This is a genomic window from Variovorax sp. N23 (assembly GCF_025486315.1).
In the GTDB taxonomy this organism is placed as follows: Bacteria; Pseudomonadota; Gammaproteobacteria; order Burkholderiales; family Burkholderiaceae_C; genus Variovorax.
Window position 1 is genome coordinate 1 of the sequence record NZ_JAOOPY010000016.1, and the last position, 18690, is coordinate 18690.

Genomic DNA, 18690 nt, shown 5'->3' on the forward strand with positions numbered 1-18690 from the left:
GGGTGAGAACTTGTTCGACTTGCTCATGGCTCAATCCTCTCAGAGTGTTGAGCCTCCTCAAAAACCGGGGCGATTCATGCGTGGCGAGAGGTACTGCAATCGTCAGGAAGGTGGCATAAAGCGCGCCGGAGTTTGGAGATCATCGTCACACCCGCGCGTTTATCAGAAGGCACTCTTGACGACGCCACCATCGACGCGAAGGGCTGCGCCCGTGGTCGCCGACGCGAGCGGACTTGCGACGTAGGCGACCAGTGAGGCCACTTCCTGGGGCGACGCGAACCGCTTGATCAACGATGTGGGGCGGACGTGCTCGAAGAAATCTGTCTCAACTTGCTCAAAGCTCTTGTCGCTGGATCGCGCCAGGCCCGCCACAAAATCACCCACGCCGCGCGATTTCGTGGGGCCTGGAAGGATGCTGTTCACGGTGATGTTCGTACCAGCAACTGATTCCGCAAGCCCACGCGAAACTGCCAGCTGAGCGGTCTTCGTGACACCGTAGTGGATCATCTCGGTTGGTATCTGGATAGCGCTTTCACTCGAGATGAAGATGATCCTTCCCCAGTTCTTCCGCTTCATCTGCGGCAGCACGAGCCGGGCAAGGCGCACGCCGCTCAGGACGTTGACGTCGAAGAAGCGCTGCCAATCTTCATCAGGAATGTCTTCGAAAGCCTTCGCCTCAAAGATGCCCAAACTGTTGACGAGGATGTCGATACCGGCGTGCAGACGCACTGCCTCCTCGGCAGCGTCGGCCCGACTGAGGTCCCCTGCGTAGCCAACAACGGTGCCATGCGTTTCCGCTCTGATGCGGTTGACCGCCTCGTCGACCGCCGTCTTCGACCTGCCGTTGACGATGACTTTCGCTCCCTCCTGGGACAGCGTATGCGCGATGGCATAACCGATTCCAGCTGTGCTGCCGCTAACCAGGGCGAGCTTGCCTTTGAGTTGAAGGTCCATGGTATATATCCTCGATAGATTGGGCATTGCTGCCTGTTTGCTTCTGTTGTCAGCGCACTCTGGGTAACGGCGCTGCACGATGTCATTCAGTGACGAGGTTGTCTCTTACTAGCGAAGGAACTCGATCAAAGCCGGGATCACCTGGTCCGGCGCCTCTTCCATCAGCCAGTGCCCAGAACCTTTGACGATTACGCCCTGCACGTTGCTCGCGACCATCTTGCCCTGCTCAATCAGGAATGCACCACCGGCTTTTTCACCAGAGAGGACCAGCATCGGCATGGGCAGCGGTGTCCTTCCCAACTCTGCAAAGTCCGCCGCGTCCTTCTCAAAGGCCTTGAAGTATTCAAATCCTGCACGCATGCCTCCGGGCTGTGCATAGGCCTTGGCGTAAAAGCGGCGATCGGCTTCCGGCACTGAGCGCTTCGGGTCTGCCGCAAAGTCATTCCAGAAATGCTCGAAATAGATGCGCTCGCGCCCGCTCACGAGTGCCAGCGGCGTGGCGCCGTGGAAGTGGAAATGCCAGAGGTCACGCAGAAGCCAGACGTGCTGCCAATCGCCGATACCTGGCAGGAAGGCGTCCATGAGTACCACCTTGTCAGTCTCCGAGGGGAACTGGGCGGCGTATGCGTACGCGACCATCAGGCCAATGTCATGCCCAACGATGCTTACGCTAGGGATTCCGAGCGATCGGACCAATTCGTGAACGTCGACCGCCATGTTCTTCTTCGTGTAGCCCGCCTCGGGCTTTGACGAATCACCAGCGCCTCGAAGATCGGGCACAACCACGGTGTGCGTTTTCACCAGCATCGGCATCAGCGGGTTCCACATGTGCCCGGTTTCAGCGTAGCCGTGCAGCAGGACAATGGCTGGTCCGCTGCCGCCGATGCGGTAGTTGATGCGCGTGCCATTCACTTCAGCACTGCCCGAGCGGAACCCGGGGACGGCGTCAAGGGAGGGCGCGGCGTTTACTGTTGGCGCGATGGTCAGAGCGGCGCTAAGGGCGACTGCGCCGGCGATCAGCTTGCGGCGGGTAGGCGCGGGGAGGGAAGCGTTCATGGTGGGTTCTTCTGTTAGTTGGTAGGTGGTGTAAATTTATGGTTCAGGTTCGCCTCCAGAAAGGCCCGAAAAGTGGTTTACTCATTCAGTTTTGCTGAATGATCTGGAGTAGCAACCATGGACCGTTTGCGTGCATACGAGGTGTTCGTCACTGTGGTCGCGCGTGGCAGCTTCACCAAGGCGGCCGATGCGCTGGACACCTCGCCGGCCAACGTCACGCGCTATGTCAATGAGCTGGAAGCCCACCTGCGCACACGGCTGATCAATCGGACATCACGCCGCCTGTCGCTCACAGAAGGAGGAGAAGCATTGTTCGACCGGGCGAAGTCGATCCTCGAAGACGTAGCGGAGACCGAGGCGATAGCGACCACTGCCTCACTCCAGCCGAGGGGGCGTTTACGCATCAATGCTCCATTGAGCTTCGGCAGCCTCGTGCTGGCGCCGCTGTGGCCGAAGTTCATGGCGAGGTATCCCGACGTCGAACTCGACATTGCACTCATTGACCGTGTGGTCGACATCGTCGAAGAAGGCTTCGACCTGGCCATTCGCATTTCGCGGACTACGTCCGGAAATCATATTGCGCGGCGCTTGGGCCTCTCGGAAAACTTGGTCTGCGCCTCGCCGGAATATCTTGCGACACACGGCATGCCCCAGGTCCCGGCAGATCTTTCGCGCCATCTATGCCTGGGCTACACCTACGGAGCGACCTCTGATGAGTGGCAGTTCTCCGGCCCTGACGGGACGCTGGAATCGGTACGGGTTCGTTGGGCCATACGTGCCAACAATGGCAGCACCGCGCGAGCTGCAGCAATTGCCGGCGCCGGTGTCATTTGGCAGCCTCGCTTTGTGATCGGGGAGGATGTGCGCGCTGGCCGATTGGTCGAGGTGATGCCGAGCTATCGCATGCCCCCGATCGACATCTTGGCGATCTATGCAAGTCGTCGCCACCTCAGTGCGAAGGTGCGGGTGATGGTCGACTTTCTGGTCAGTGCTTTGCAAGACCTGTCGCCACACGGTAGCGACTTGGTATCGATTTGAAGCTGACTCCGCACATCTTTCGCGGCAGGTAGCCGTGATCGGCCACAACCGGTCATTCGGCGTGCCGACACAATGGGGCCACCGTGGGCGTCGCCAGGTTGGCACGCGCTGTGGAAACCGAGAATTTTTGGGCGTGAATGCTTGAGCATCATTTCGATAAATCTGTGAGACGCATCGTTGAACCGGTCGTAACGCCCTGGGGCTTTACGACTGGTGGCGGGCGTGGCAGCACTTTCCATCGTCAGGTAAACGATGACCTGTTCCACTTCATCCACTTTTCGCAACGGTCAAGTGGTGTTGAGTTTGAGGTATGGGTCTTTCCCGGTACGCCTTTGCTCGGGCCCGACCAGTGGGCTCGTTTTCCAGACTTCGTGGGCGTTCCCACGGGTCAGGTTGCTGGCCTCAATGCGAAGGTCGGGGTAGGCGGCGGTGCGTCTCGTTTTTCCTGCAGAGATAGCAAGGTCCTAGACGTCGCGCTCTCGCGGGCAGCTGTGCCGGCACTGCTGACCCATGCGCGCGCCTACTTGGCCAATTTCCAGTCGCTGAAGGACCTCGTTCCAGTGCTGGAGCATTCCCAGTGGGCGAGCCTTCTCGTCCGCGGGCAAGACGGCTGACCTGCATGGCAAACACCGCGCTGTCGGCCCGCAACGCTGATAGCGCTTCGGCTACAGTCGGCCACTAGCGGACCTTCGACGGTCAAGTCCAGTAAGCTGTTTCTGGATGACCTCCGCGCCGTTGCGTCGTTCCGAGATATCCAGGATAAAAGAAGTGAATGCGGCCTATGCGAATTGCCTGTCTCCACACTGCCGAGAGCAACATCGCGGTTTTTGAAGCCGCAGCAAGGGAACTTGGCATTCCGCCTGATGTTTTGCGCCATGAAGTCCGAGCTGACCTTTTGGCCGCAGCCGAGGGTGCCGGCGGGTTGACTGCCGATATCGCCGACACCACGAGGCTTGAGCTGCTTTCCCTCGCTCAAAGCGCAGATGCTGTGGTTCTAACCTGTTCGACCTTGGGGGCGTCGGTCGACACCATCGCAGCAAACTCGAGGGCCCCCATCCTGAGGACGGACGGTGCGTTAGCGGCAGCAGCAGCCCGTGCGGGCGGCAGAATCGTCGCCTTGTGCGCGGTCGAGACGACCATCGACCCGACGTCCCGTCTCTTCTTCGATGCCGTGCAGCAATCGGAGGCTACCGTCGAGGTACAGCTTGTTCCCGAAGCGTGGGCCATGTTCAAGGCCGGCGACCTGGACGGCTACCTGGCGACCATAGCTAAGGCCGCGGACGGCGCCTATGCAAGCGGTGCTTCAATTGTTGCTCTGGCACAAGCGTCAATGAGCGGTGCCGCCGCATTAGTTTCAGCAGGCCCGCGCCCCCTTAGCAGCCCAACAACCGGTCTGGCTGCGGCGCTGGAGGCGGCGTCGCGCCACATGGGGCTGGGCGCAACGAGGTGAGTAGCATACGGCTCGCTGAGGCAGCATGCGGCCAGTTGCTGCCGTTCGCGAGTGGCTGCTTCCCATTTGTTCACTGAGCCTGTCGCAGCCCACACCGGCCGTCTTAAGTGCCAAGAGATGGGCAACTCAATACCGTCAAGCAACGTCGCATCAGGCTCGCCACATCGCTTGGAGCCAGTCAATCGGGCAATGTGCGTTGCCGGTCGGGCTGAGTCACAGGAAAGTGTGAGCGGCCAGCCACAGGCTTAATTTATAAGGCGCGCCACTTGGTTCGCCATCGAACAGAGGTTCAGGCGGATCCAGGGTACATTCACCCAGTGGACCAGCAGATTCGGCGCTGGTTGGTTTCGCTTGAACATCCCTGAGCGCAGGAAAGACCTACTCATCATGAATCGACTGATCTGGCTTGTCGGCGCGGTTGTCATCGTCCTGTTTGTGTTGGGCTACTTCGGCCTACGTTGAGCACGACAATGCCTCCTTGCGCGCGCGATGGCGCCGAATTCCCATCAGGACCAGAATCAGGCTGTTCGTCGGGACCCAATCCGCGGCCAGTGAGTTACCGTCTGGAGAGCCAGCCGCGCAGCCCACCACGCTTGCCCCGGCATATCGGTTTCATACCGGACGGCAACCGGCGCTGGGCAGTGCAACATGGCCTCGCGAAGGAGCAAGGTTATGCCAGTGGGGTTGCGCCGGGCTTAGCGCTCTTTGAAGCTTGCAAGGCGCTCGGTGTCGAAGAGGTCTCAGTCTACGGGTTCACTCAGGACAACACGCGGCGGCCAAGTGCTCAGGCCAATCAATTTCGGGCTGCCTGTGTTGCCTTTGCGAGAGAGATCTCTCGACGCGGTGCTGCACTGCTGGTGGTTGGCGACGAAACGTCCAAGCAGTTTCCCGTGGAGCTAAGAGCATTTCGAACCCGCCAGGGCGACGGCATGAAAGTCAATTTGCTCGTGAACTATGGCTGGGAGTGGGATCTTGATGGACTGAAGGACGGCGGACTGCGATCGGCCGACGTCTCGCGCTTGGATCTCATCGTGCGTTGGGGTGGAGGTCGGCGCCTGAGCGGCTTTCTACCGGTGCAGTCGGTCTATGCCGACATTTTCGTGCTGGACGCGCTGTGGCCCGACTTCGCAACTCAACACTTGGACGCTGCGCTGGCTTGGTTTGGCCAACAGGATCGAACGCTCGGAGGCTAAGGCGGCGAACCGCCGCAGTCCCTCAATGCCAGTATCGGCAACCTGCCCTGGCTTCTGTGCGGAACGGCGTGAAGGCTAGCGTAGTGACAAGGGTGGCCAGGGTTTGCCCGTCTGGTGTTGAGAATTACGTAGGAATTGTTTTCGCAATCATGAGGAGACCTGACATGGGTATCGCTGCCAAAAGGATCAAGGATATTGGACCGGAGCCGCAATCGTTCGACATTGAACGCGCGACGAAGGAGAACTCTGACTACCGTTCGGTCGCTTGGAGCGGGCGATATTTGCAAGTGACCCTGATGTCGATTCCCGTCGGTGGCGACATTGGCCTTGAAGCGCATCCGCAAACCGATCAGTTTCTGCGCCTCGACGCCGGTCGCGGTCGGGTTCAGATGGGTGCAGCTAAGGACAAACTGACGTTTGAAATGGAAGTCTCGGACGGCTGGTGCGTGCTCGTTCCGGCCGGCACCTGGCACAACATCACCAACATTGGAACCACGCCCATGCAGGTTTATGCGATCTACGCGCCCGCGCATCACACGCCTGGCAAAGTGCAGGCGACGCAGGCGGCTGCCGCAGCCGACAAGGACGATGAGCCGGCGGCTTGGTCGGTGCAACCCCAACACGCATCCGACAAACACGGGTGAGCCGGTCTCGATACCTGCGCGAGCGGCAGCAATACGGCGATGGATTCGAGGCAGTTAATGTCGCTGAAGGGCCCGAAGCGGCTGTAGACATCGCCTAAAAGCGGACGGCCAGCGAGCGGAAAGGCTCATGAACTTTGCCATTTCATCGGGCTGGCACAAGCACTGTGGCGGCGACCGCGCCGTCGCGGATCAAAGTTAGTGCGCAAGCCGTGATTTGTCGCGCGGTGCCGGACCAGCATCTGTGCGATCCCACAGGTGAACCGGTCGGACGCGCTGACGCGGCATACTCGCCGGCGATGAACGACGCCAACGATTCCCTCCCCGACCTGGTCGCGCGCGTGGCCGCGCTGCTCGAACGGCGCGGTGCCCTGCTCGTGACCGCCGAGAGCTGCACCGGCGGGCTGATCGCCGCCGCCTGCACCGAGCGCGCCGGCTCCAGCGCCTGGTTCGAGCGCGGCTTCGTCACCTATTCCAACGAAGCCAAGCACGAGTCGATCGGCGTCGACGCCGCGCTGATCGCCGCGCACGGCGCCGTCAGCGAGCCGGTCGCGCGCGCGATGGCCGAGGGCGCGCTCGCCCATTCACGGGCGCAGGTGTCGCTCTCGGTCACCGGCGTCGCCGGCCCGACCGGCGGCTCGCCCGACAAGCCGGTGGGCACCGTGTGGTTCGGCTGGTCGGTCGGCGGCGTGACGCACACCGAACGCCGCCGCTTCGACGGCGACCGCTCGACCGTGCGCCAGGCCACGGTCTTCCACGCGCTGCGGACGCTGACCGCGCTGCTCGACCACCCCTGAGAACGGACCACCCCATGCATGCCAGCGAACAGACGATCCGCCGCTTCTACGACGCCTTCGCGCGCCTGGACGCCGACACCATGGCCGCCTGCTACGCGCCCGACGCGACCTTCCGCGACGAGGTGTTCGACCTGCGCGGCGCGCGCGAGATCGGCGGCATGTGGAAGATGCTGTGCACCGGCACGCAGGCCAAGGGCGCGCACGTCTGGCAGCTGCGCTACCGCGACGTGCAGGCCGACGCCGCCGGCGGCCAGGCGCACTGGGACGCCCATTACCTCTTCAGCGCCACCGGCCGCATCGTCGACAACGCGATCGACGCGCGCTTCACCTTCACGCCCGAGGGCCTGATCGCCACGCACCGCGACCGCTTCGGCTTCTGGACCTGGGCGCGCCAGGCGCTCGGCCTGCCGGGCCTGCTGCTGGGCTGGTCGCCCAGCCTGCGCCGCAAGGTTCGCGGCACCGCCGCCGCGAACCTGAAGGCTTTTCTCGCCCGCAACCCCTGAACCCATTTCACGAGTCCGCCATGCCCGACATCCAGATCACGAACAACGTCGAGAAGCACCGCTACGAAGCCTTTGTCGGCAACGACCTCGCAGGCTACTGCGAATACAACCTGCTGACCGACGCCATCATGTTCACGCACACCGAAGTGCTCGAGGCGCATGAAGGCCAGGGCGTGGGCTCGACCCTCGCCAAGCACGTGCTCGACGCCGCGCGCAGCGAAGGCAGGCATGTGATCCCGGTGTGCCAGTTCATCGCCGGCTACATCCGCAAGCACCGCGACTACGCGGACCTGGTGCGGCCGGACATCCAGCGCGCGTTCAAGATCTAGGGTCTCGCCGGCTGCCTCCTGCGCAAGACTGCCGGGCAGGGTCCGCATCAACCGCGGCATCATCGGGACATGCATCTTCACGACGCCATCGCCTCCCGCCGGTCGGTCCGGGCCTTCCTGCCCGACCCGGTGCCGGCCGACACCATCCGCCAGGTGCTCGAACGCGCCGCGCGCGCGCCCTCCGGCGGCAACCTGCAGCCCTGGCACGTGGACGTGCTCGCCGGCGAACCGCTGGCGGCGCTCAAGGCGCGCATGCAGGCGCTGCTCGCGGCGGGTACGCAGGAAACGCCCGCCTATGCGGTCTACCCGCCCGACCTGCCGGCGCCCTGGCGCGACCGGCGCTTTCGCATCGGCGAGCAGATGTACGCGCGGCTCGGCATTCCGCGCGAGGACAAGGCCGCGCGGCGCCGCTGGTTCGCGCGCAACTTCGCCTTCTTCGATGCGCCGATGGCGCTCTTCTGCTCGGTCGAGCGCTTCATGGGCCCGCCGCAGTGGGCCGACCTGGGCATGTACCTGCAGACCGTGATGCTCCTGCTGCGCGCCGAAGGGCTGGACAGCTGCGCGCAGGAATGCTGGGCGATGTACCCCGAGACGATCGGCCAGGCGATCGCGCTGCCGCCGGGGCGCCTGCTCTTTTCGGGCATGTCGATCGGCGTGGCCGACACGGCGCATCCGGTGAACGCCCTGGTGAGCGAGCGCGCGCCGCTCGAAGAGACGGTGCGCTTCCATGGCGTCTGAGGCCCCCACGCTCGACCGCCGCGGCTTCCTGCAGGCGAGCGTGGCCGCCACCGTCGCGCTGATGGGCATGGGCTGCGCCGTGCCGGGCCGCCCCGACCCGGCGCTGCTGGACTTCGGCACCGTGCCGCCCACGCTGCACGACGGCATCACGCTGCCGCCCGAGTACCGCGCGCAGGTGCTGTACCCGTGGGGCACGCCGACCGGCATCGCTGGGGCCATGCCGGCCTTCGCGCCCGACGCCGGCAACAGCGCCGCCGATCAGGCGGTGCAGGCCGGCATGCACCACGACGGCATGCACTTCTTCCCGCTGGGCAGCGACGGCGCGCGCGGCCTGCTGGTGATGAACCACGAGTACACCGACGAGCGGCTGCTGCACACCGACGGCGTCGAACGCTGGACGGCCGAGAAGATGCGCAAGTCGCTGCATGCGATGGGCGTGTCGGTGATCGAGATCGAATACACGGCCGACGGCTGGCGGCAGGTGTTGCCGTCGCCCTTTGCACGGCGCATCCACGGCGCGACGCCGATGCGCATCGCCGGGCCGGCCGCCGGCTCGCCCTGGCTGCGCACCGCCGCCGACCCGACGGGCACGCAGGTGCTCGGCACCTTCGCCAATTGCGCGATGGGCGTCACGCCCTGGGGCACCTACCTGACCTGCGAGGAGAACTTCCACGGCTACTTCGGCGGCCCGGCGGACACGGCCGCGCGCATGACGCCGGCGCAGCGCCGCTACGGCACGGTGCCCGGCGCGCAGTGGGTCGAGTACTGGCGCTTCGACGAACGCTTCGACCTGTCGAAGCAACCGAACGAGGCGCATCGCTTCGGCTGGGTGGTCGAGATCGACCCCTTCGACCCGGGCAGCACGCCGGTCAAGCGCACCGCGCTCGGCCGCAAGCGCCAGGAGAGCGCGACCTGCACGCTGACGAAGGACGGCCGCGTCGCGGTCTACATGGGCGACGACGCGGCCTTCGAGTCCATCTACAAGTTCGTCAGCCGCGAGAAGGTCCGCCCCGGGCAGGACGCCGCGGCCCGCGCCGCGAACCGCACGCTGCTCGACGACGGCACGCTCCATGTCGCGCGCTTCGATGCCAATGGCCGCGGACGCTGGCTCGAACTCGTGCACGGCCGCGGCGGGCTCGATGCCGCACGCGGCTTCGCCGGCCCCGACGAGGTGCTGCTGCACGCCCGGCTCGCGGCGGACGTCGTCGGTGGCACGAAGATGGACCGCCCCGAATGGATCGCGGTGCATCCGCACACCGGCGAGGTCTACGTCACGCTCACCAACAACAGCCAGCGCGGCACCACCGGCAAGCCCGCCGCCGACGCCGCCAACCCGCGCGGACCCAACCTCTTCGGCGGCATCCTGCGCTGGCACGAGGACGGCGGCGACGCGGCCAGCATCGGCTTCGCGTGGGACCACTTCGTGCAGGCCGGCGACCCGGCCCTGCCCGGGACCGGCGCGCGCTACCCACAAGCCGATGACGACGCCTTCGGCTCGCCCGACGGCCTGCACTTCGACAGCAGCGGGCTGCTGTGGATCCAGACCGACATGAGCGGCCAGGCGATCGGCACCGGCGCCCATGCCGCGCTGGGCAACAACCAGCTGCTGTGCGCCGACCCGGCAAGCGGCCGCATCCGCCGCTTCCTGGTCGGGCCGAACGGCTGCGAGATCACCGGCTGCGTCGTGACGCCCGACCGCCGCACGCTGTTCGTCAACGTGCAGCACCCCGGCGAGCGCCGCGACGACGGCACCGGCGCGCTCAACAGCGCCTGGCCCGACGGCACGCTGCCCGCGAGCACGCGCCCGCGCTCGGCCACAGTGGTCGTGCAACGCCGCGACGGTGGCATCGTGGGCACCTGAACACGCACTTCAAGGAACAGCCATGGCCATCCGCATCGTCCGTCTCGGCAGTCCACGCGCACCCGGTGAAGGCCTGCGCATCGGCACCGTGCGGCGCCCGCCGCGCGGCGTGCCCAAGACCGAGTTCGCCGCCCAGGACTGGTACGACGTGTGGTACCCGAACCTCGCCCCCTCGGCCGAGACGATGAAGCTCGGCCAGGCGGCCGAGACGCCCGCGCAATGGGCCGCCTTCACGCGCCTCTACCAGCGCGAGATGGCCGAGCCCGAGGCCAGCCGCAGCCTCGACCTGCTGGCCGCCCTGTCGCACCACGGCGCGATGGCGGTCGGCTGCTATTGCGAAGACGCGGCGCGCTGCCACCGCTCGCTGCTGCGCGAGCTGCTGGCGCAACGCGGCGCCGAACTCATCGACTGACCTTGCCATGACCACCCTTGCGCCCCTTGCCGGCACCCGCGTGCTGAGCCTCGCCCTCAACCTGCCCGGCCCCGCGGCGCTGATGCGTTGCCGGGCCATGGGCGCCGAATGCGTCAAGTTCGAGCCGCCCGCAGCGCCCGGCCGCTCGGCCGATCCGATGAGCCTCTACGCGCCGGCTGCCTATGCCGAGATGCACAAAGGCATCGCGCGCGTGCAGGGCGACCTCAAGACCGCAGAAGGCCGCGCGCAACTCGACGACGAACTGGCACGGACCGACGTGCTGATCACGTCCTTCCGCCCCTCCGCGCTCAACAAGCTCGGGCTCGGCTGGGAGGCGTTGCACGCCCGCCACCCGCGCCTGTCGATGGTCGCCATCGTCGGCGCCCCGGGCGCCCGCGCCGAGGAGCCCGGCCACGACCTGACCTACCTGGCCGAGAGCGGCCTGGTCACCGGCTGCGAACTGCCGCCCACGCTCTACGCCGACATGGCGGGCTCGTTGATGGCGAGCGAGGCGGTGTTGCAGGCGCTGCTGCACCGCAGCACGCACGGCAGCGGCACGCGCCTCGAGGTGGCGCTGTCGGCCGCCGCGCACTACCTCGCGCTGCCGCGCCAATGGGGGCTCACCACGCCCGGCGGCTCGGTCGGCGGCGCGCATGCGGGCTATCGCGTTTACCCGTGTCGCGACGGGCGTGTCGCCCTCGCGGCGCTGGAGCCGCACTTCGCGCAGCGCCTGTGTGCGGCGGCAGGCCTGGGCGCCGAGGCGGGGAACGCGATGTTCCGCTCGTCCACGCATGCAGCGATCGCGGCCTTCCTGCAAAGGCTGGGCTGCGACGAGATCGAGGTGATCGCCAGGCAGCATGACCTGCCGCTGCACGTCCTGCGCGACGCGGCCGAGCCGAGGTAAGCCCAAAGTGTCGAACTGTCACAAAATTGTCATATGAGACTTGCGACAATCGCCGGGTCCAGCCGTAGCCGGCGTCGTCCTGCAACCGGAAATACCCCGGCTGTACGGAGCTCCCGCCGCATCGTCGAACTCCTTAAGGAACCCCTGTGAACGCCATCAAGTCCGCACGCAAATTCATCGTCGCCAATCCCTCGAGCGAGTCGGCACGCACACTGGCGCAGCTCGTGCTGGCGCTCGAATCCGAAACGCAGTTCAACGTGGCCGATCTCTACAAGCTCGACCTCGAGACCTTCGACATCGCCATCGACATCCTCAAGGAATGGCGCATCGACCGCTACTACGCCGGCAAGGCGAAGCTGTTCGACCTGTCGGTGCAGGTGACCGGCCTGCCGAGCTGAGTCGCGCAGCGCATCGCCAAGCAAAGAGCCCGCCTTTCGGCGGGCTCTTTGCTTTTCGAGGTCTGAGAAGCTGTGAACCGCCCTGCGCGTGCAGCAGGCGGTTTCAATAGTGCAGGAGGTCAGCGCGTGGCCGGCACCCGCAGCGTCGACAAGGCCGTGTCGAAGCGCAGCATCCAGAAGCGCGTCGGCCGCTCCAGGTCGCTGCCGCGTGCGATGCGCGCGCCGACCACACCGGCCGGGCAGCCCGAGACGATCGCGCCGGCAGCGTCGACCGTGCAGTCTTCCATGCTGCCTGCCACGGTCTTGCCGTTGGCGTCGAGCAGGATGGTGCTCACACCGAAGTCGTTGTCGTTGACCAGCGCGAGCGTGTGGTCGTCGACCAGCGCCAGGCCTTCGGCCTTCTCGGCGAGCCAGCCGAGCGCGTTGAGGTCCAGCAGCTCGGTCTTGCGCAACGTGACGACGCCCGCATAGTCGACGCCGTTCGAGGCCGCCTGCGTGATGCTGCTGATCTCGAGGTTCTGGTCCATGGCGGCGATGTCGGTCGCATTGGCCGGCACCTCGACCAGGAACAGCTTGTTCATCACTTTGCCGTCGCTCTTGCGCGCGCCCTGCTCGATCACGATGAAGCGCCCGTTGCCCAGGCTCACCAGGTCGCCGAGCTTGGCGTTGCCGGTGCGGTCCTTGTCGTACATGCTGCCGTCGATCGGGTAGGCGTAGAGCTTCGAGGTCTCCGTCGTCGGGTCGAACTCGAGCCAGCGCGCGAACTTGGCGAGGTGGCGCACGTCGGTGTTCTTGCCGCCCGGCGGCTTCGCCTGGATCGACTTGCCCGTGCCGTCGCGCGGATCGATCGGGCTCTGCAGGTAGCCGTGCAGCTTGCCGCTGGCGACATCGAGCGCCAGGCCCTCCATGCCGCGATTCGGCCGGCGCAGCGCCAGCACCATCGGCAAGTCGGCCGCGCCGCTGCCGGGGCCGTAGCGCTTCTCGACCACGCCGCTGTCGATGGCGATGCGGGCCACGAAGGGGCCGTACTCGTCGCTGGTCCACAGCACCTTGCGCGCCTTGTCGAGCACCATCGTCTCGGGGTCGAGGCCGTTGGCGTCGAAGTTGGCCTTGGTGGCGTCGAAGACGTAGGTGTCGGTCAGCGGCGTCTCGCCGGTGGCGCCGACGCCGTTCTGCGGCGGCAGGCCCGTGAGCTTCTTGTCGGCGTTCAGGCGCAGCGGCGTGCTCGACTGCAGCACCGCGCCGTTCGACCCCACCCGCACCACGCCGAAGCTCGGCGCGAAGGACGGCGCGGGGAACACCTTGCTGACGCTGAGCGCGCCGGACCCACCGGGCACCGGCGCATTCGGGCCGTCGCCGTTCGGGCCGCGGTCGGTGATGGCGTAGAACTCCAGCGCGCCATCGGCCGCCGTGCCCTTGAAGGCCAGGCCGGAACCGTAGGCCGGCAGGAAGCCATTCGGGAAATCGGCGCGCGTCTTGGCGTTGTCGCCTTCGTACGGCACGTAGTACTTGGCGTCGGCCTGCAATTGGTAGCGCGAGACTTTCAGCGCGAAGGTGCCGAGCGCGTTGGTCTGCGTGGCCGATTCCTCGATGGTCGTGTGGAGTTGCGCGGCGAGCGTGTTCTCGAAATGCTCGAGCGCCAGCGCGCGGCGGCCTTCGTCCACGGTGCGATTGGCGTAGGTCGCCGGCAATGCGGCCAGCAGACCGTTGAGTGCGGTGTTGAACGACGCCGCCGACGCCGAGAAGTCCAGGGCGCCGGCCTTCAGCGCGGCGCGAAGCTCTGCCGTCAGGCGGATGCCGTTCGACGGGTCGCGGTCCTCGTCGAAGCTCTGCAGCGCGAGCAGCCGATTGACCACCGCATCGGCCTTCACGTCGGTGCCGGTCGTGAGCGTCAGCGGCGTGACGGTGGTGCCGCAGGTCGCGCTGCCGATCACCAGGGCGCCGACGCTGAACTGCACGGTCTGGCCTTCTTCGCAGACGAAGTCGCCCTTGGCGCCGGTCTGGGCCTTCGCGCCGTTGCCTGCCATGTAGTCCAGCCCCTCGACGGCGGCATCGAGGAAGACGCCGTTGACGGTCTTGGCAACCGGCGCCGTGCCGGTGTCACCCGTGTTGCCGCCGCTACCCGCGGTGGCCGTTCCTCCACTGTCGCCGCCGCCGCAGGCCGCGACCAGACAGGCCGCGGCGATGGACGCCAGCAGAGGCCGTCCCCAAATCGATTGTTGTTGTGTCATGTGCAGTTCCTGGACAAGGGTGCCGCGCACCCGCGCGGCTGCCGGGATTAACCCCGAGCCTTGTGACAGGAAAATGACGCCGCACGAGACAGCGGTGCTGGGCCGGCGCACCGTGGCTGCGCCATCTGCGCAGCTGCTGCGCAGGCTCCTATGCCCCGTCGAAGAAGCCGGTGCCGGCTGCGCGAAACCCGGTGCCCTCGCGCGTGACGAAGAGTGCATCGAGCCCTCGCTCTCGTGCATGGTCGCGCCCGGCCTGCGCCCCGAGCACCATCAGCGCCGTGGCATAGGCATCGGCATCGGCACAGGTCGGTGCGATGACCGTGACCGACGCGACCGCCCCACGCAGCGGCGCGCCGGTGCGCGGGTCCATCGTGTGCGAGATGCGCGCGCCGTCGATCTCGCGCCAGTGCCGGTAGTCGCCCGAGGTCGCGATCGAGGCATCGTCGAGCTCGATCACGCCCATGGCCGCACGCCGTTCGTCCTCGGGCGCTTCCAGTGCGATGGCCCAGGGCGATCCGTCGGGCTTGCCGCCGCGCACGCGCATTTCGCCATCGATGCCGACCAGCCAGGCGCCGATGCCGTGCCGCGCCAGCACGCGCGCGAGTTCATCGACGCCGAAGCCCTTGGCGATGCCGCACAGGTCGAGGGCGACGCGCCCATGCTTGCGCACCCGGCGTCCCGGCAGGTCGATCTCCAGCAGTGGGTCGAGCGGCTCGCAGGCGCGGGAGCCGGTCGGGCTGCCTTGCGGACCGCTCATGCCCGCCGGGCCGAAGCCCCAGGCGCCCACCAGGCCGCCGACGCCGATGTTGAACGCATTGCCGGTTTCGCGCCCGATCTCGATCGAGCGCAGCAGCACGGTGGCCAGGTTCGCCGAGACAGGCACCCAGTCATCCGGCGCCGCGCGATTGAGCCGCGACAGGTCGGAGTCGGCCTTCCAGTTCGACATCTGCGCGTCGACCGCGGTGACGGCCGCGTCCAAGTCGGCGACGATCGCCTGCACATGGGCCTGTTCGGGCACGACGAAGCGCGCGGTGTAGCGGGTGCCCATCGTCGCGCCGCTGGTGCGGCAGTCCTTCAGCCGTGCGTCGCGCAGCCACTCAATAGACGTCCTCGACATAGCGTCCCTGTGTCCTCAGTTGCGCGACCGACAGGCCGGAGCCCGCCAGGATGCGGTCGCAGGCCTGGGCCACGCCCTCGGCCATCTGGCGGCCACCGCACACCATCACCTGGGCGCCCTGCACGATCGCCGCGCGCAGCCGCGGGGTGTCCGCAAGCAGCCGGTCCTGCACATAGGCCCGGTCGGTGGCGCGCGAGAAGGCGGTGGTCAGCGTGCGCAGCCGGCAATCGTCGACGAGGCCGTTCAGTTCGTCGCGGTAGAGAAAGCCGTCGTCGGCGCTGCGCGCACCGAAGTACAGGTGCATCGGGCGCCCGGTGCTGTTGTGACGGATGAAGCCGATCAGCGGGCCGATGCCGGTGCCCGCGCCGATCAGGATCAGCGGCTCGTCACCGGCGGCGGGGCGGAAGCTTTCGTGCGGTCGAACGAAGGCCTGGATCACCGCGCCGGGCGACAGGCCGGTGAGGTAGCTGGAGCACAGGCCGCCGGGTTGGCGACGCACGCAGAGCTCGGCCACGCCGTCCGACGCCGCGCTCACCAGGGAGTAGTAGCGCGGCGAAGCACTGCCCGGCGGCACCACGCCCAGCAGGTCGCCGGTCTCGAACGTCGGCAGCCGCGGCAGGCCGAGCCATTGGCGCCAGCCTGCCGTGGGCGACGGGGGCGCGAAGCGCAGGACCGCGGTCAGGGTGTCGGGATCGGCGCCGTAGTCGGTGCGCGAAACGAGTTCGAGCGCGGTCGTGGGCGGCAACAGCGGCGTGTAGCGGATGTCGAGCGTCACCCCGAGCGTCTCGCCGAGCCAGGTGCACCACTGGGTGAACTCCGGCTCCGACTGCCGGTCCACCGTCCCCTGGTCCCTCAACGCGTCGAACCCCTTGGCGGCGAGCGCGTCGTGGACCTGGCCCGCATACCCGCAGAAGTGGGAGAACTGGCGATCGCCGAAGCCGAGCACGGCGAATGCGGTGCCGGGCGCTGCGGGCAGCCGGGCGAGCTTGGTCAGGAATTGACGCGCACTCTCCGGGGCCTCGCCATCGCCGTAGGTCGCGGTCAGAACGAGCAGGCGGCGGATGCCATCGTGCAGAGGCGCGATGTCGTTCATCGGCGCGGCATGCACCCGCAAGCCCGCACGCGTCAGCGCCGCGTGCAGCGCCACGGCGAATCCCCAGGTCGTGCGGGTCTCGCTGCCGACCAGCAGCAAGGTGTCGGCGTCGCGTAGCGCGGCGTTGCCGGCCAAGCGAGGCAGGCTTTGGCGCCGACGCAGCCACAGCAGGAAGCCGGTCACCGCGAGCAGCGGCACCGCGAGCGACGAGGCGCCGAGCACCAGCCCCAGCCACCACAGCCCTTCGCCGGTATGCAGCATGCGCACGGTCGCGTGCAGGCGCTGCCACCCGTCGAGCTGCCGGTAGGCGAGCCAGCGGCCCGTGGCCGGATCGACGACGCCGGCGCCGTCCGTGGTCTCCAGGTCGATGACGTCGTTCGGGTCGTCCGGGCTCGCGAGCTTCAACTGCGCCAGCCGCGACACGTCCACCGATCGCAGGGCCTCCATCTGCGCGAGCGCCATCCGCGCCGTGGCGCTCGGGCGCAGGTCGAAGAACGGGTCCGCGTCGCCGCCTTCGGGGATCAGGCCGAAGGTCGCCAGCGACATGAGCAGCCCGGTCGTCGCCGACAACACGAGCCCGGCGAGCGCGGGGCGCGCGCCCTCGTTGTGCAGCCGCTGCAGCGTGTTGCCGCGCACGCGGCCCAGCAGCAGCTTCCACCCCCCCATGCGCCGCGCGAACAGCGTGAGGCCGGAGAAGACGATGAACAGCATGAAGGCGGCGGCAACACCCGTCGCGACGCGGCCGGGGTCGTCGAGCAGGAGCTTGCGATGCAGGTTCTTCAGCCAGCGCTGCGTGGCCGACGGCCGATAGTCCGCGACCGCGTCCCCGCTGGCGGGGTCGATGACCGAGGCGCGCTGCTCGCCGCCCACCGTGTGGTACGCCACGATCGTGCCCGAGGGCTGGCGCACCAGGGTCTCCACGCCGGGCAGGCGCGCGCTCACGCGGCCGGCGAGCGTGGCCACGTCGACCCCGCTCGCGCCGGCCGCACCCGCGCGCTCCAGCGCAGGAAACACCGACAGCACCGAGCCCGTCAGCGCGACGAGCACCAGCAACAGCGACGCGATCAGTGCCGGGATCGAATGGAGCGTCCTCAGCATCGGCCTCCCTGCCTCCCCGTCAGAGGGTGTAGCGGAACGACTTGACGTAGCCGCGTCCGGCGGCCGGCTTGCCCGTGCCCGTCTTGGTGAGCGGGACGACGACTTCCGAGGGGTTCTCCTTCATCTTCTCCACCGCGGTGTCGACATGGATCTCGTAGCCGGCATCGAGCAGCGTGTCGGCCAGATCGACGGTCACGCGCAGGGTCTTGCCCGCGCCGACACTCGCGCCGCTGATGCCATCCACCTTCACCTTGCCGCCGGTGGCACGGTACCAGTCACCCAGGTGGCGCCAGTACTTCGCCTTGGTCCCCGCGAGCCACAGCGTGCTCTGGTAGCGGCCGTTGCGGTCGGTGAGGTAGATCGCCACGTAGGCGCCATCGCCGCCGTAGTCGGTCAGTTGAGTCTCGAACGTGACCGGACGCGCCGAGGCGATCGAGGGTGCGGCGAGTGCGCCTGCGACCGCCGCAGCGGTCCATGCATGCTTCATGGGAGGTCTCCTGGTGGGGGGAATAGGGGAATGGGGGAATGGGGGAATGGCGGTCAGTCCCGGCCGCGCGTGCGCTCGTGCTCGTCGCGCCTCATGCGCAGGACCTTGAGCGTCGCCGGGTCGAGCTTGACCTTGAAGCGGCGGCCATCGACGTCGCGGCCCTTGATCTCGTAGCAGCCATCGTCGATCTTGAGCTTGTCGATCTGCCAGCCGTTGCGGTCGGCCAGCGCGCGCACGGCGCTGCGCGGTTGCCACGTCTCGGGCGGCGCGTCGCAGTCGTCCTCGGCCCACACCGGCTGAACGGCGAGAACCAGCATCGCGAGTGCGATGCGCCGGATCGCGAGCAGATGCTTCATCGGTCGTCAGCCTCCCAGTGGGTCAAGTCAGACT

Annotated in this window: 20 protein-coding genes; 13 read left to right on the forward strand and 7 right to left on the reverse strand. The window is 67.0% G+C overall.

All coding sequences use genetic code 11. The features are described from left to right. Positions 1-162: 162 nt before the first annotated feature. Together N8A90_RS20520 and N8A90_RS20525 are read right to left on the reverse strand one after the other, a co-directional pair. Positions 163-954 carry an SDR family NAD(P)-dependent oxidoreductase gene (locus N8A90_RS20520; RefSeq protein ID WP_262076907.1) on the reverse strand — a complete coding sequence of 264 codons (792 nt, stop codon included), beginning with the start codon at positions 952-954 and terminating at the stop codon, positions 163-165. Positions 955-1062: 108 nt separating this feature from the next. Continuing rightward, on the reverse strand, positions 1063-2010 hold the full coding sequence (locus tag N8A90_RS20525) for an alpha/beta fold hydrolase (RefSeq protein ID WP_262076908.1): 948 nt from the start codon (positions 2008-2010) through the stop codon (positions 1063-1065). Between the two features lie 117 nt (positions 2011-2127). Here N8A90_RS20525 and N8A90_RS20530 point away from each other — a divergent pair, with 117 nt between their 5' ends. The 13 genes from N8A90_RS20530 to N8A90_RS20590 all read left to right on the forward strand — a co-directional run bounded on the left by N8A90_RS20530 (position 2128) and on the right by N8A90_RS20590 (position 12274). Continuing rightward, complete coding sequence (locus N8A90_RS20530) at positions 2128-3048, forward strand: LysR family transcriptional regulator (protein ID WP_262076909.1); 921 nt, start codon at positions 2128-2130, stop codon at positions 3046-3048. A gap of 137 nt (positions 3049-3185) precedes the next feature. Further along, on the forward strand, positions 3186-3662 hold the full coding sequence (locus N8A90_RS20535) for a hypothetical protein (protein WP_262076911.1): 477 nt from the start codon (positions 3186-3188) through the stop codon (positions 3660-3662). A 167-nt stretch (positions 3663-3829) separates the two neighbouring features. Continuing rightward, positions 3830-4498 carry an aspartate/glutamate racemase family protein gene (locus N8A90_RS20540; protein ID WP_262076912.1) on the forward strand — a complete coding sequence of 223 codons (669 nt, stop codon included), beginning with the start codon at positions 3830-3832 and terminating at the stop codon, positions 4496-4498. A 551-nt stretch (positions 4499-5049) separates the two neighbouring features. After that, the gene (locus N8A90_RS20545; RefSeq protein WP_262076913.1) at positions 5050-5691 is read left to right on the forward strand and encodes an undecaprenyl diphosphate synthase family protein; all 642 of its coding nucleotides are present in this window, start codon (positions 5050-5052) and stop codon (positions 5689-5691) included. A gap of 164 nt (positions 5692-5855) precedes the next feature. Then, positions 5856-6335: a cupin domain-containing protein gene (locus N8A90_RS20550; protein WP_262076914.1), complete on the forward strand. Its 480-nt coding sequence runs from the start codon at positions 5856-5858 to the stop codon at positions 6333-6335. 296 nt (positions 6336-6631) lie between these two features. Then, positions 6632-7129 carry a CinA family protein gene (locus N8A90_RS20555; protein WP_262076915.1) on the forward strand — a complete coding sequence of 166 codons (498 nt, stop codon included), beginning with the start codon at positions 6632-6634 and terminating at the stop codon, positions 7127-7129. Between the two features lie 14 nt (positions 7130-7143). After that, a complete protein-coding gene (locus N8A90_RS20560; protein WP_262076916.1) occupies positions 7144-7632 on the forward strand; it encodes a nuclear transport factor 2 family protein in 489 nt (162 codons plus the stop codon). Continuing rightward, positions 7629-7961, forward strand: coding sequence for a GNAT family N-acetyltransferase (locus N8A90_RS20565; protein ID WP_410087724.1), 333 nt, complete (start codon positions 7629-7631; stop codon positions 7959-7961). The genes N8A90_RS20560 and N8A90_RS20565 overlap by 4 nt, the downstream gene beginning before the upstream one ends. A 69-nt stretch (positions 7962-8030) precedes the next feature. Continuing rightward, a complete protein-coding gene (locus N8A90_RS20570) occupies positions 8031-8699 on the forward strand; it encodes a nitroreductase family protein (protein ID WP_262076918.1) in 669 nt (222 codons plus the stop codon). Beyond that, positions 8689-10560 carry a PhoX family protein gene (locus N8A90_RS20575; protein ID WP_262076919.1) on the forward strand — a complete coding sequence of 624 codons (1872 nt, stop codon included), beginning with the start codon at positions 8689-8691 and terminating at the stop codon, positions 10558-10560. Before N8A90_RS20570 ends, N8A90_RS20575 begins: the two co-directional genes overlap by 11 nt. Before the next feature lie 22 nt (positions 10561-10582). Then, complete coding sequence (locus tag N8A90_RS20580) at positions 10583-10972, forward strand: DUF488 domain-containing protein (protein WP_262076920.1); 390 nt, start codon at positions 10583-10585, stop codon at positions 10970-10972. A 7-nt stretch (positions 10973-10979) separates the two neighbouring features. Further along, positions 10980-11876, forward strand: a complete 897-nt coding sequence (locus N8A90_RS20585) for a CoA transferase (protein ID WP_262076922.1) — start codon at positions 10980-10982, stop codon at positions 11874-11876. Positions 11877-12022: 146 nt separating this feature from the next. Continuing rightward, positions 12023-12274 (forward strand): hypothetical protein, encoded by a 252-nt coding sequence (locus N8A90_RS20590; RefSeq protein WP_262076923.1) that lies wholly within the window; start codon positions 12023-12025, stop codon positions 12272-12274. A gap of 119 nt (positions 12275-12393) precedes the next feature. On the opposite strand, the gene N8A90_RS20595 is transcribed toward N8A90_RS20590, so the two are convergent. The 5 genes from N8A90_RS20595 to N8A90_RS20615 all read right to left on the reverse strand — a co-directional run bounded on the left by N8A90_RS20595 (position 12394) and on the right by N8A90_RS20615 (position 18656). Next, positions 12394-14505: an esterase-like activity of phytase family protein gene (locus tag N8A90_RS20595; RefSeq protein ID WP_262076924.1), complete on the reverse strand. Its 2112-nt coding sequence runs from the start codon at positions 14503-14505 to the stop codon at positions 12394-12396. Positions 14506-14653: 148 nt separating this feature from the next. Beyond that, positions 14654-15622, reverse strand: coding sequence for an FAD:protein FMN transferase (locus tag N8A90_RS20600; protein WP_262076925.1), 969 nt, complete (start codon positions 15620-15622; stop codon positions 14654-14656). Beyond that, positions 15603-17813 carry a PepSY domain-containing protein gene (locus N8A90_RS20605; protein WP_262076926.1) on the reverse strand — a complete coding sequence of 737 codons (2211 nt, stop codon included), beginning with the start codon at positions 17811-17813 and terminating at the stop codon, positions 15603-15605. The genes N8A90_RS20600 and N8A90_RS20605 overlap by 20 nt, the downstream gene beginning before the upstream one ends. A 19-nt stretch (positions 17814-17832) precedes the next feature. After that, positions 17833-18300: a DUF2271 domain-containing protein gene (locus N8A90_RS20610; RefSeq protein WP_262076927.1), complete on the reverse strand. Its 468-nt coding sequence runs from the start codon at positions 18298-18300 to the stop codon at positions 17833-17835. Positions 18301-18353: 53 nt separating this feature from the next. Next, complete coding sequence (locus tag N8A90_RS20615; RefSeq protein WP_262076928.1) at positions 18354-18656, reverse strand: PepSY domain-containing protein; 303 nt, start codon at positions 18654-18656, stop codon at positions 18354-18356. Between the last annotated feature and the right edge of the window lie 34 nt (positions 18657-18690).